Source organism: Candidatus Abyssobacteria bacterium SURF_5 (genome assembly GCA_003598085.1).
Lineage (GTDB): Bacteria > Abyssobacteria > SURF-5 > SURF-5 > SURF-5 > SURF-5.
Genome location: QZKU01000040.1, coordinates 1 through 12899 on the forward strand (window position 1 = coordinate 1; position 12899 = coordinate 12899).

Here is a 12899-nt window from a genome sequence, read left to right on the forward strand (position 1 = left end):
GCCGAAAGGTTGCTTTCACAACTCCTTTCTAGCAGAAGAGTTCGAAGATGTCCATTCATTTTTACTAAAGATCACCAACTAATTTGGAGAAGAACCAAAGATAATAATGGCAGACATTCTATTGAACGAGTTATGTTAGAAGGCTTCCGGTATGATAACTGCAGCTTCCGCCCTCGAATCGCACTTAATTCCCTGGCATCTGCTGTCAAACATATCATCACGAATCTTCACTCGCGCTGACAGAGAGGGCGAAGGTTGTCGTGTTCGGGGCGTGGCGGGCAGGCGCCGCAAGGTGAGGGTATGTAAGAGAATCCGAGGGGCCGATGGCGGCATTGCCAAGAGTCAGAACCTTGAATTGCTGTCGCGTTTTTCTGAAGATGGATTTTCGCTTGCGCATCCCTCACGCCACGCGGGCGGGAATGACATGGAGGAGTTTATACCATCGGCGTGGATCGGCGATCATCGGCGGTTGAAAAGAAAGATTCTTCGCTGCGCTCAGAATGACGTTTACAAGGTTTCCCTTTGACGGCTTGCGGCATCATGAGTTTCAATACCACAGGGAGACGCCTATGCCACCATGGCAGATGGGTTCACGGTTTCAGCTTCAAGGTTCAAAGTTGGGGGAAAGAAAAATGATAAATCCTCTGTTTCCTCCTGTGGTTCTTTTTCCTTTCCGGCCTATGAATTTGCTAAACTTCTTCTGAGCCCGTCGAACGCGGAGACTCTCTTCTTTGCTCACCCGATCTGCACCAGCACCTGGCCTTTCTTGACGGAGTCGCCGCGACTGCAATTGACTGAGACTATCTTTCCGCCGATGCTTGCCGTCAGCGTGTTCTCCACCTTCATCGCTTCGAGGATGACGACCGGATCGCCTTGACTGACGGAGTCGCCCTCTTTGACATGCACGTTGATGATCATTCCGGGCATGGGAGCGGTTACGGCTGTCGCGCCCTTGACGGTTACTGTCGCGGTCTGGGGCGGCGCCGGTTTGGTTTGGCTCGCCGGTTCCACCGGAGCGGCGGACTGCACCGACTGCGCGCGCGTCGCCGTTTGCTGCGACTGTGCTGCTGCTTGCGTCGGTACCGGCTGCGAGATGGTTCTTATAATCGGTTTCATGCCGGTATCGTCGACGGTCACCTCAAAATACTCGCCGTCCACGAAGACGTTGAGCGTCCGTGCGCCGGGACTTTTCGGGGGAACTTCTTTCTTCGGCTTCTCAACGAGCTCGCCCCGCAGTGCCTTCGCAACTAATTCGCTTTCACGTCTGACGTCTTCAACCGTCTTGGGTTTTACATTCTCGGGAACCGGCTCGATACCATATTTCCACCGCAGGAACCGCTTCCCCGTCACCGGATATATGGCTGCAATGAGCACATCAGTCTCGCTCTTTGCCAGTCCCTTCACATCTTCGCGCGCGGCCTCCATGCCGTCCTCCAACAAATCTGCGGGGCGTTTTTTTGTCGGCACCTGTCCCCGACAATAATCCTTCAACCCGATCTGCTGCACTTCCTTATCGATGGGCGCGGGCGGCTGTCCGTACATACCGTACAGATAATCCTTCACCTGGTCCGAAATCATCTTGTAGCGGCCAAACAGCACGTTTTGGACGGCCTGAATGCCCACGATCTGGCTCGTGGGCGTCACAAGCGGCGGATACCCGAGTTCTTTTCGCGTGCGCGGCAGTTCCTCATATACCTCATTGATTCGATCGAGCGCCTCGGCCTCCTTGAGCTGACTCACCAGGTTCGTCGTCATTCCGCCCGGTATCTGGTGCACAAGCACGCGCGTATCGATCACCGACATGGCCGTGGTATCCAGGTACTGCTTGTACTTCGGAGCGATCGACTCGACGTACTGCCCAAGCTCGACCAACTCGTTCAGGTCAAGACCCGGATCGCGGTCGGTCCCCGCGAGCATCACCAGAAGCGGCTCGATCGCGGGCTGCGACGAGCGAAGCGCAAACGGCGCGAGCGCTGTATCGATGATATCGACGCCCGCCTCGATCGCTTTCATATAGCTCATCGACGCCATGCCGCTGGTGTAGTGCGTGTGCAGACAGACCGGAATGGCGACCGTATCCTTCAGCGCGCTGATCAGGTCATATGCGTCATATGGCGAAATGATGCCCGCCATATCTTTCACGCACAGGATGTCGGCGCCCATCTTCTCGAGCCGTTTCGCTTTCTCCTTATAATAATTGATGTTGAAGACCGGGCCGCCCATCCGGCGCTCGGTGAGCGAGTAGCAGATCGTGCCCTGTATCTGCTTGCCGGCTTCTTTGATTGCGTCGAACGAGGTCTCGAAGTTGCGCTCATCGTTCAGCGCGTCGAACACGCGGAATACGTCGATGCCCGCCTCCGCCGATTCCTTCACGAAAGCGCGCACAACGTCGTCGGGGTACTGCCGGTAGCCGACCAGGTTCTGGCCGCGCAGCAGCATCTGGAGCGGCGTGTCGGGCATTTCCTTCTTGAGCAAGCGCAGCCGGTCCCACGGGTCCTCGGCTAAAAATCGCGTCGGCACGTCGAACGTCGCGCCTCCCCACACTTCCATCGAATGGAAGCCCACCTTGTTCATGCGCGCGGCGATCGGCATCATGTCCTCGGTTCGCATCCGCGTGGCAAGGGTAGATTGATGTCCATCACGAAATGTGGTATCAGTGATTTTGATGGGGCTCCTCGACGATGCCTTCCCCGTCTTCTTCTTTTCGGTTTTATTTTTTTGGGGTGCCATAATGCCTCCTCCTGATGGCCTTTTTAAAAATTCAGAGAGTCGCCCTTTTGTGGAACCGCCTTATGCCCTTGAGTTCCTCGGGACGATTCTCAGTTGCCACAACTGGCGATTCCGCATGATCTCCTGCCGCCCCGACTGGCTCCATGCCCGCAGCCCCAGTGCCGGCGGCGGGATTCGCTGCGCCGTGTCCTGGATCATTTCTTCTTCGAGAAAAGCCGAGACGGCGGCCCCGATGGCGGCTATCTTTTTCGTGTCCAAATCTTTTCCTCCGGACAGACGTCAAATCGTGATCGCCTTCGCGATTCAGAGGCAAACATTTACATGGGGATGTTGCCGTGTTTCTTCGGCGGGCGCGCCTCCCGCTTCGAGAGCAGCACCGCCAGCGTATCGATCAGGCGCGGCCGCGTTTCGCGCGGGAAGATCACGGCATCGACGTGCCCGCGCGAGGCGGCGATATACGGATTCGAAAAATGTTCCTCGTATTCGCGCACTTTCTCTTTGCGAGCAGCCTCAGGATCGGCGGCAGCCTTGATTGCCCGCCGATGGATGATGTTCGCCGCGCCTGCGGCGCCCATCACGGCCACCTCGGCGGTCGGCCATGCAAAGACGTAATCGGCCCCGAGGTTGGCGCTGCACATCGCGAGGTAAGCGCCACCGATGCTCTTGCGAACGAGGAGCGTTATCTTCGGGACAGTGGCCTCCGAATAGCACCAGAGCAGCTTCGCGCCGTGTCGAATAATGCCGCTCCATTCCTGGTCGCTTCCCGGCAGGTAACCGGGCACATCGACCAGCGTCAGCATCGGAATATTGAATGAGTCGCAGAAACGAATGAAGCGAGTGGCCTTGTCCGAGGCGTCGACATCGAGGCTGCCCGCCAACACCATCGGCTGATTTGCGATTATGCCGACGGTGTTGCCGCCGAGCCGCGCAAAGCAGACGATCATGTTTTGCGCGTAGTACTGGTGCGGCTCGATGAAGACGCCGCCGTCAACCAGCGAGCTGATGACCTGCTTCATATCGTAATTCTTGCGAGGGTCGTCGGGCACGATCGAATCGAGCGCAGCGTCCGTCCGCACGGGATCATCACCGGTATCGACCCGCGGCGGATCATCCATGTTGTTTGACGGCAGATACGAGAGCAGCTCGCGGATGCGGGCGATCGCGTCCTGATCGTTCTCGCAGGCGAAGTGGGCCACGCCGCTCTTGGTGTTGTGCGTCATAGCCCCGCCGAGTTCCTCGAACGTGATCTGTTCGCCGGTGACCGCCTTGATCACCTCGGGACCGGTAATAAACATGTAGCTGGTGTTCTTCACCATGAAGACCCAGTCGGTCATGGCGGGCGAATAGACGGCGCCGCCGGCTGTCGGCCCCATGATGGCGGAAATCTGCGGGACTACGCCCGACGCAAGCGAATTGCGGAAGAAGATGTCGCCGTAGCCGCTGAGCGCGTCGACGCCCTCCTGAATCCGCGCGCCGCCGGAATCGTTGAATCCCACGACGGGAGCACCGTTTTTGACGGCAAGATCCATGATCTTGCAGATTTTCTTTGAATGCATCTCGCCAAGCGTGCCGCCTACCGAGGTGAAATCCTGCGAAAAGGCGAAAACGGGGCGGCCTTCGACCAAGCCGTGGCCCGTGATAACGCCCTCGGCGGGAATAAAGGTCTGCGGCATGTCGAAATCGGTACAGCGGTGGCGTACAAACATTCCGAGTTCGCGAAATGTGCCGGGATCGAAAAAGAGATCGAGCCGCTCACGCGCGGTCAACTTGCCGTCCTTATGCTGTTTTTCGATCCGGTCGTCGCCCCCCATCGCAAGCTCGCGCTCCATGCGCCGCTTGAGGTCTTCCAGTCTCTCCGAAACGTTCATCGGTCTCTCCTGGGAAAAAAAGAACAGAAATCCCTCATTTTCCCATTAATTGCCTTCTTTCTCTAAAGATAAGAATCACACAACTGAACTCAGTCAAGGTTCTCAACGCTTATCGCACACGGCAAATTTGGGAACGCCCCCAGCAATTGCCGGGCGGATTCCTAATTCCTGTTGCCGAAAAAACGAACGCCGCTCAGATCGAGCGGCCAGGATACGCCCTACTTCGTCACGGAAAGGGGTGTGGTCCTCCCCGGGGTTATGAGAAGATCCAGGGACTTCGCGTTGTGCTGTAAGGCTTGCGAATGTGGCATCACAAAAGTTTCTCCATGCTTCGTTGCTGAAGCAGGAATGCAAGATGCCGTGCCGTCCCATCGTGCGGCGATTTCCAGTTCGCGCACATATGTGACGCGACTAACAAGCCAATTGTATCCAATAACTGAACAAATGTCAATTATCTGAGCGGCTTAATTTTTCACCCAAAAAACTGCATTCGCACGTTGTTCGCCGGGTTTATGTGTGATATAATAAACAATTTGAGGGACTACAAAACCCCTATGGAGACAAGAAGTTGCAATGGAGATTTCGCGGCCTAAGGTGCTCGTCGTCGACTCCCGCTCGCGCGCAACGAACGACTTGATCGCCTTCTTGCGCGATTGCGAGTTGGAGGTCCTCTGGGCGCCCGACGGGGAGACCGGTTTCAATATTCTCGACAGTGAGCCGATCGACGTGTTGATCACGGAGCTGCACGTGCAGCGGATCAACGGGATGCGTCTTTTGCAGGTGGCCCGGCAGCGCAACCCCGAGGTGTGCGTCGTCGTGATCACCGCCGACGCGCACGTCGAGCTGGCGACCGAGGCGATGCGGCAGGGCGCATATGATTTCCAGACCAAGCCATTGAACCTGAGCAAGTTGAGGGTGGTCATCGAACGGGGAATCTCGCATCAGAGACTGGTGCTGCAAATGCATGACCTGCACCAGCGCATCGACGAACGCTACGGATTGAGCGGCATCATCGGCAACACGCCAAAGATGGTGCACGTGTACAACAAGATCCGTGAGATCGCACCGACGCGCGCGACCGTCCTGATTACCGGGAAGACAGGCACCGGCAAGGCATTGGCGGCGAGCGCCATCCATGCGAACAGCCCGCGGCGCGACTCCCCGTTCGTCAAGCTGAATTGCGCGGCGCTGGCCCAAAGCGTCGTCGAAAGCGAGCTCTTTGGTCACGAGCGCGGCTCGTTCACCGGCGCACTCAAAACGCGCAAAGGCCGATTCGAGATCGCCGACGGCGGCACGATTTTTATCGATGAAGTCAGCGAGATATCGCCCGCCACGCAGGTGAAACTGCTCCGGGTCCTCGAGGAGCGTCAGTTCGAGCGCCTGGGAGGGAACGAGACCCTCAAGGTTGACGTCCGCCTGATTGCAGCGACAAACAAGAACCTGAAGGAATTGGTGGACGAGGGGAAATTCCGGGAAGACCTGTATTACCGCCTCGCCGTCGTCCTTATCGATATACCCGCCTTATGTGAGCGCAAACAGGATATCCCGCTGCTGGTCGAGGCGTTTCTCGATGAATTCAACAAGAGTCACAGCAGGAGCGTGAAGGGAGTCAGCCGCGGGGTGATGGATGCTCTGATGACGTACGACTGGCCCGGCAACGTGCGCGAGCTGCGCAACTGCATCGAGGGAATGGTAGCCTTCTCGCGGCCCGGCAGCGTGCTCGGCGTCTCCGACCTGCCGCACCACCTGCGCGAGCAGAAACAGCAGATGAACGGCTTCTCGATTCATGTCGGCATGACAATGCAGGACGTTGAGAAGGCGATCATTGAAAAGACCCTCCAATCGACCGGCTACAACAAAGAAAGAACGGCCGAAATCCTCCAGATCGGCCTCAGAACCCTGTATCGCAAGATCAAGGAATACCAGATCAACTGAGGTTTATTCAGACGCCAAACTCCCCCCTCAAGCGACCTCTTCTCCAAAAATTTTGAAATATTCCTCGAAACTTGATATCGTATCGGCAAATAAATGTTTTCCTCATCAGCCGTACAACAAATGAAACCGATACGACTTCTTTTCTTTTTGATATTTCTTGCCGTTTTGGGGGCCGCGTGCGCGCGTCTGCCGTGGGTGGGTGAAAAGGCGCCCCGCCCCGGAGATCGGTATTACGGTGTCGCCTCATGGTATGGTCACGAGTTTCATGGAAGGTCCACAGCCAACGGCGAACGCTTCAACATGAATGCCCTCACTGCCGCGCATCGCACGTTTCCGTTCGGCACACGCGTCCGCGTCACCAATCTGCGCAACGGCAGAAAATGCGTCGTCCGCATCAACGACCGCGGACCGTGGATTCGCGGCCGGGAAATTGATCTTTCCTACGCGGCTGCGCGCGATCTCGGTATGCTGAATACCGGCCTGGAAAAGGTCCTCATCGAGGTCCTTTCCGTGAATTGATTTTGAAGCAGGCACTCGCAGCGGCAGAGCCGCAACCAATTTTGGATTTTGGATTGAAGGCCGATTGATGGATTGCCTCACATTTAATGCCGTGCTGACACGCGGGTTAGCCGCAACCAATTCCGGATCGGAGTCCGGGACATGTTTTGGATTGAAGAATCGAGATGTCGTCGTCATTTTCACAAATGCTGCGCCTTAGTGAGTAGTGCAGGATGAGATGGTATCGCTAGCACAATTACATCAGAATATGGGAGGTAAATATGAAAAAGATCAGTTTTCTCTTCGTGGCGGTTCTTTGTGTTGCGCTGTTCTCGGGTTGGGCATCTGCAGACGCCCGTTCCGAATTAGCGCTTGACCTGAAGCAGGAACTCCTCATGCAGAATAAACAGGCGGGAAATCCGCTGACCGCGCAAGAGGTGGAGGAATTTGCCTCATTTCTGACAGAACCCAGGGCGGAGACCCGCCAGACGCCGAGCATCGAGGTCGGCCTGTACGACTCCCCGGGACCGGCGACCGACCGCTCGATCCCGCTGGGTGACCGCATTCCGCTCATCCTCGTGCACGGCAGCAGCAGCGACATCATCAGCGACGGCGAGTACGGCAGGGAGCTGAATGACCTCGAACGATGGATCGACTACATTCGCGCATTCAACGCCGACGCCGAATTCTACAGCCGCTACAAGGTCTATCGCTTCGTTTATAACAGCGAATTAGGCATCGAGCAGAACGGCGCGAACCTGGTGACGGTCCTCGATACGCTCCCCAGCTATCCCGGCTGGGAGACCGAAAATCTGGACGGCGAGAATTTCGTGATCCTCGCCCACAGCATGGGCGGCCTCGTCACGCGCGCGGCGATGAACATCACGTTCACTGCGGGAATCGACGCCGGCCAATACCTCGGCGATCACGTCCTCAATCTCCTCACGCTCGGGACTCCTCACCGCGGCTCCCCGCTGGCGATCCCGGCGTGGGCCTATGACAGCGTCAAGCGCGGCGCGATGATGAGCGAGACCGAATTCAATTTCGCCTATGTCCAGCACTACGGTTTTGTGCCGACCGACGGCGAGTTCGATCTCGCGTGGGATAATTATGACGATGCAGTGCCGCAGACCGATATCATCACCTACCAGAGCCTGCTGATACCGGTACTGAGAGAAGTGGGCGGCACCCGCGCCCAACATGAGGAATCGGTCTTTTCTCCCTATGCCGGCGCATTAAACGCCGACGATCTGTACACCGCAAAGCTGATCCTGTACAAGGCGCAGAATCCGCCGGCCGGGCACGTCGACAGTCTCCTCGACTTGTCATTCTATTATTTCCTCGGAACCCTGAATGAACACCATCTGCTCGGATTCACGAGCAACAAACTCGCCGACATGATAGCGGGAGACATCGGCGAAGGCGGCTTGAAGCCGTACGGCGACAATGATGGGCTGGTTCCCGCCGCCAGCGCCGTTTTCGACGGGGAGCTCGTCTCCTCTGTCGACGTCTTCGATAACTGCGACCACTTGAGCCTTGTGGATAACTCGGCAGTGGTCACCGACGTCAAGAACATGCTGATTTCGATCGGTATGCCGGAATGACGATGCCTTAGCGGAGCAGGGGGATGTTCGGCGGGGGAGCCGGCTAGAATTCAATCGGCGGCTCGCCCGCCCTGCCGCCGGCTGAGGTCCTGATAGTTCTGAATGATTTGTTCGACTTTGCGGGTATCGAGTCGGTATTTTTGTTCAAGCTGCGCCAGCGTCGCGTCGTTTGGCGTTGATTCCGGAATCCCGCAGCTCTTCTTCAAAAAGTGAATTGGCATGGAGTAGCTCTGCGAAATCTCGTGCAGCGTCATTGTTCCGCTCAGCATTCGGCCTCCTGCGCCTGCGCCGCTCTCCCCGCATCCGTCGCACGGTTCGAGTTCCCCGCCAACTTGCACCAGACAGGCGTCGCCCGGGTTTCCGGCCGCGCCTATCGGCTGTATGTTCGGTCTCACGAGAAAGGGAGCGGTCAGAAGAAGAAGCGAAACCGCGACAAACGAAGGCGTGATTACGCGCCGCGCGGCCGCTCTCGCGATGAGCTTCTGAAACAGATTCACGATCATTTTCCAGTGAAGAACGATGTGCAATGCCAGCAAGGCGAGGAGAGAAACGGCAAGATAGAGGTGAATAGCGCCCCATTCGTGTCTGTCCATGCCGAAGAGCGAAAGCTCAACGTTCCCATACTTGAGTACGCGCTCCTTTCCCGGCGGCAAGATGTATTTCATCAGGAACCCGAGCCCGGCAATGGCCATCATGCAGAGAAACATCAGGGCGTCGATCAGGAAGTTGATTTTCGACTTGTCCGGCATTCTCAGGTTTCTCATTATGCTTCCTCTCGGGAGAGTACACGAAATAATCCGGGCGATGCCTCCAGGGGTGCAGAGGCCGCAGGATTTACCTGTGGTGTCTCGCGCTCCGAATCATCTCGAGCGCGTCCGCGATCACTGCGGATTCCTTATCATTGGTCAGGACAGTGACGCTCAGCAGCAATTGCCCCGTCGCCACGCCGGCGCGCATGGCATATTTCCATTCGCCCGGCTTTGGCGCCCTGTCCGTGGCAATGAAGTAATAGCCCCGTGCGTTAGGGCCTTTCAGGGCGACAAGTTCCAGCTCCTCCTCGACCGCACTCGGCGCCATCGCCTGCCGATCCATGTCCACGAGCGATTTCAACTTCGCATCAGAGGAGAAGTCGTCCTCGCTCATGTTCCAAAGAGGCGTTATCATGACAAGGAATTCATTTCCCTCTCGGGGACGCATGCTGATCGTTGGCGGCAAGTCATAGGGCGGCTGGCGAATTTCATCCATCCAAGACAGGGGAACCGCCATTTGCAGGACCCCGTGTCCGGGCAGCGGATATGTTCTGACCGATGTGTCTTCCGCTCGGACCGCAGTTGCGAGGAAAGAAGCGATGAAAACGAGGCATCCGATCTTGATATCTGCGCGCATATTTCCCCCGGATTGTCTTGAATTGCGTGAGGATTGCAGGCCGGCAACATCAATTTGCTGGTGTCATCTTACTCTCGAGAGGAAAGAGTGTCAAGAATTGCCGCAGCTAACCAGTGGAATTTTTGGGCCGCTGGACCGGCAACAGGATTTCGACCGTCGTCCCTGCATTCAATTTGCTCGTCACGCGCAAGCGGCCGTTATGAGCATCGATAATTTTCTTGGAGATGGAGAGGCCGAGTCCCGTGCCCCTGGTCTTGGTTGTGAAGAAAGGCTCAAAAAGTCGGAGCAATTGGTTTTCGTCCATTCCCGCGCCTGTATCAGAGACGCTCAAATTCAGCGAGGCAGCGCCATTTTCTTCGAAAAATTTGGAGCTGACTCGAAGGTCTCCGCCCTGCGGCATTGCTTCTATTGCGTTCGATATGATGTTGATAAGGACCCTGATGATTTTTTGAACATCCACCCGTACCTCTCTCTCCTCATTCTCTAGCGCGTACGAAACATGAATATTTCCGGATTCGGCGGCGGACATGCTCACCGCACGATTTACGATCTGTCCGACGGTTGCGGTGGCATACTGCAACTTGACCGGACTCGAAAAATCGAGCAGTTCGGTAACGATCGTTCTCAACAGGTCGATGCCGTATTCGATCTCCTCGAATATCTCCTTCTTGCTTTGATAATCTCCCAACTCCTGTTTCAAGGATTCGACGCCGATATGGATATTCTGGAGAGGATTCCTGATTTCATGGGCCACGACCGAAACCGTCCTGCCGATTGCCGCCAGGCTCTCGGCTTGCCGGAGCTCCGCCACTTTCCGGCGGACGGTCTCTTCGAGGCTTTCCGACAATGTGCGGTAGCGGGCTTCCGATTCCCGAAGCGCTTCTTCCGCCAGTTTTCGTTCGGTGATATCCTCGGCGACCCCTGCGATGCGATGGATTCCTCCCTGTTCGTCCCGAACCGGGAAAGCGCGGTCCAGAATCCACCGGACACCGCCGTCCGGCCGGACAATCCGAAACTCTCCAATGAGGGGATTCGTGAAATCGTGGTCGGTCATTTCTTGCAGGCGCGCCCGGACGCGTTCGCGGTCCTCCTCCACGATGGCATCCATCCAGGAAAACGGATTCTCGTAAAGGCTCTGCCGCGATCGTCCCCAAATCTTTTCATATGCCGGGCTGATGTAGATAACTTCGTTCCATTCAGGGACGCTCACCCAAAAGACTTCTTCAATCGTCTCCGCAAGCTCGCGGAAACGCCGCTCGCTCTCGCGCAGCGCCCGTTCCGCTTCTTTCCGCGCGGAGATATCGCGCACAGCCATGAGGATCGCTTCCCGGCCTCTATGCACAATCGGGGATAATTGTGCCTCGACCGGAAATGTTGAGAAATCACGCCTCACATGAACGGAATCTCGACGAATTGTTCGTCCCTCTGCCACAGCTTCATAAGCGGAATCCAGAAAAACATGCTGATCGGGGTGGATCACCTCTCTCACGTTTCGACCGAGAAATTCCTCCCTGGGAAACCCGTAGCCCGAGCATCCCGCCGGATTGCAATCGATTATCGTTCCTCTTTTATCGATGAGAATGAGAATATCGGCTGCTGATTCGAACATGCTTCGGTACTTCTCTTCGTTCTCCTCCAAGCGGCGGATGATCGGGTTGCCGATGCGGAGAAACAGGACGCTGCCGGCTACGATAAGGGCAAGACCGGCAATGCCGGCAAGCAATCCCGCCCGTACGAACGGCGCTCTGATCTCCGCAAGGTCCACTTTTGCGATGATTCCCCAGTTCAGTTCCGCCACCGGCTCGTACGCCGCCAAGATCCTCTGCCTTCGAAACCCACAGGCGACCATTGTCCCCGATTCTCCGGATATCGCCCTGCGCATCGGTTCGGCTATCTCGGACGAGACAGGAACCGTGGCCGAATATTCGGGAACGGGAAAGCGAGGAGGCAGCAGAAAAATGATTTGGTCGCCCTCGCGCATGCCCAAGCGGAATTCGCCCGTCTTGCCAATGCCTTCAAAATTTTTATGAGCTTCTCGAATTTGATCGAGAGTAGCGGCAGCAGCGTCCCCCGGAATATCAAAAACGCTGTATCTCGCGTCGAATCGCGCCACCGCCTCAATCATGCGGGCGCGCGTCTTTGCAATTTCAATCAGGCGCTCGCGCTGCTGCTCAAACGCCGCCCGATATAGAGACAACAGGATGATTCCACTGACGCCGAGCACGACGATCAGCATGATCGACAGCAAGAGAAGAATCTGTCTTCGTCCTTGCATGATACTCTTTTATGGATTCCCGTTCCGAATGTGCCTTTCACCGGCAACATTTTTGCAGTATGATTCCTATTATGTCATGTATCCCCAATGAGTTGACAATTAAAACGTGCGTCTTCCGGACAATCTACTTGGAGCTTTCCCTGGATTCCGCTTTCATCTCGCCAGGTTCGCAGGACCCGAGAGATCGGCGGTGTCCCTAAATGTACGGGCACGAGTCTGCGGGGACACATTTTCAAGAACCATTAACCATTTATCAAAGCTTGACTTGCATCAATCAAACTGGTTTGGCATAACTGTTGCTCCTAGCGCTCCCGGACTAAAAATAAACAAGTTCTGTAAGGAGAACGGATCAATGGCATTATGTCACGCAGGGACGCTCCCAAGGGAACAGCGGTTGCATGCTTTTATCGGCGAGGTGGGGAGGATATTCCAGTTGGACGAGTCGGATGCCGCGATCATGGCGCTCAGTATGTTGATCCGGCAGATGGCGATGGCCGCGGGCATGGCTAGGGCTTACGCATCTAAATCGGCCCTTGGGGGCGGATTTTTGCTGACTGCTCCTTCTTATTGGCTCTGTTGGGTTTCCTTTGTGGTTTTGGAGAT

General features: G+C 56.3%; 11 protein-coding genes. 4 read left to right on the plus strand and 7 right to left on the minus strand.

Annotation, left to right across the window (positions count from 1 at the left end):
- Positions 1-271 precede the first annotated feature (271 nt).
- Entirely contained in the window at positions 272-526 is a 255-nt protein-coding gene (locus C4520_04755) for a hypothetical protein (protein RJP24118.1), read from the plus strand.
- A gap of 209 nt (positions 527-735) precedes the next feature.
- Here C4520_04755 and C4520_04760 read toward each other — a convergent pair whose 3' ends face one another.
- The 3 genes from C4520_04760 to C4520_04770 are packed head-to-tail and all read right to left on the minus strand — an operon-like array spanning position 736 to position 4598.
- On the minus strand, positions 736-2730 hold the full coding sequence (locus C4520_04760; GenBank protein RJP24119.1) for a biotin/lipoyl-binding protein: 1995 nt from the start codon (positions 2728-2730) through the stop codon (positions 736-738).
- 60 nt (positions 2731-2790) lie between these two features.
- The gene (locus C4520_04765; GenBank protein RJP24120.1) at positions 2791-2988 is read right to left on the minus strand and encodes a hypothetical protein; all 198 of its coding nucleotides are present in this window, start codon (positions 2986-2988) and stop codon (positions 2791-2793) included.
- 59 nt (positions 2989-3047) lie between these two features.
- Positions 3048-4598, minus strand: coding sequence for a methylmalonyl-CoA carboxyltransferase (locus tag C4520_04770; protein ID RJP24121.1), 1551 nt, complete (start codon positions 4596-4598; stop codon positions 3048-3050).
- Positions 4599-5171: 573 nt separating this feature from the next.
- Here C4520_04770 and C4520_04775 point away from each other — a divergent pair.
- From C4520_04775 to C4520_04785, 3 genes are all read left to right on the plus strand, one after another.
- Positions 5172-6533, plus strand: a complete 1362-nt coding sequence (locus C4520_04775; protein RJP24122.1) for a sigma-54-dependent Fis family transcriptional regulator — start codon at positions 5172-5174, stop codon at positions 6531-6533.
- Between the two features lie 93 nt (positions 6534-6626).
- Entirely contained in the window at positions 6627-7052 is a 426-nt protein-coding gene (locus tag C4520_04780) for a septal ring lytic transglycosylase RlpA family protein (GenBank protein RJP24123.1), read from the plus strand.
- A gap of 260 nt (positions 7053-7312) precedes the next feature.
- Entirely contained in the window at positions 7313-8635 is a 1323-nt protein-coding gene (locus C4520_04785) for a hypothetical protein (GenBank protein RJP24124.1), read from the plus strand.
- A 50-nt stretch (positions 8636-8685) separates the two neighbouring features.
- On the opposite strand, the gene C4520_04790 is transcribed toward C4520_04785, so the two are convergent.
- The 4 genes from C4520_04790 to C4520_04805 form a co-directional block, all read right to left on the minus strand.
- Positions 8686-9399: a DUF4405 domain-containing protein gene (locus C4520_04790; protein RJP24125.1), complete on the minus strand. Its 714-nt coding sequence runs from the start codon at positions 9397-9399 to the stop codon at positions 8686-8688.
- 70 nt (positions 9400-9469) lie between these two features.
- Positions 9470-10021 (minus strand): hypothetical protein, encoded by a 552-nt coding sequence (locus C4520_04795; GenBank protein RJP24126.1) that lies wholly within the window; start codon positions 10019-10021, stop codon positions 9470-9472.
- A 106-nt stretch (positions 10022-10127) separates the two neighbouring features.
- The gene (locus tag C4520_04800) at positions 10128-12296 is read right to left on the minus strand and encodes a PAS domain-containing sensor histidine kinase (GenBank protein ID RJP24127.1); all 2169 of its coding nucleotides are present in this window, start codon (positions 12294-12296) and stop codon (positions 10128-10130) included.
- A gap of 358 nt (positions 12297-12654) precedes the next feature.
- Positions 12655-12899: hypothetical protein (locus C4520_04805; GenBank protein ID RJP24128.1), on the minus strand; the 245-nt coding region annotated here is incomplete at its 5' end.

What these genes read in the sequence shown, in the direction of transcription:
- C4520_04775 (RJP24122.1), top strand. Translation starts at nt 5,172, where the DNA reads ATGGAGATTTCGCGGCCTAAGGTGCTCGTCGTCGACTCCCGCTCGCGC.
- C4520_04770 (RJP24121.1), bottom strand. Translation starts at nt 4,598, where the DNA reads ATGAACGTTTCGGAGAGACTGGAAGACCTCAAGCGGCGCATGGAGCGC.
- C4520_04780 (RJP24123.1), top strand. Translation starts at nt 6,627, where the DNA reads ATGTTTTCCTCATCAGCCGTACAACAAATGAAACCGATACGACTTCTT.
- C4520_04760 (RJP24119.1), bottom strand. Translation starts at nt 2,730, where the DNA reads ATGGCACCCCAAAAAAATAAAACCGAAAAGAAGAAGACGGGGAAGGCA.
- C4520_04800 (RJP24127.1), bottom strand. Translation starts at nt 12,296, where the DNA reads ATGCAAGGACGAAGACAGATTCTTCTCTTGCTGTCGATCATGCTGATC.
- C4520_04785 (RJP24124.1), top strand. Translation starts at nt 7,313, where the DNA reads ATGAAAAAGATCAGTTTTCTCTTCGTGGCGGTTCTTTGTGTTGCGCTG.
- C4520_04795 (RJP24126.1), bottom strand. Translation starts at nt 10,021, where the DNA reads ATGCGCGCAGATATCAAGATCGGATGCCTCGTTTTCATCGCTTCTTTC.
- C4520_04790 (RJP24125.1), bottom strand. Translation starts at nt 9,399, where the DNA reads ATGAGAAACCTGAGAATGCCGGACAAGTCGAAAATCAACTTCCTGATC.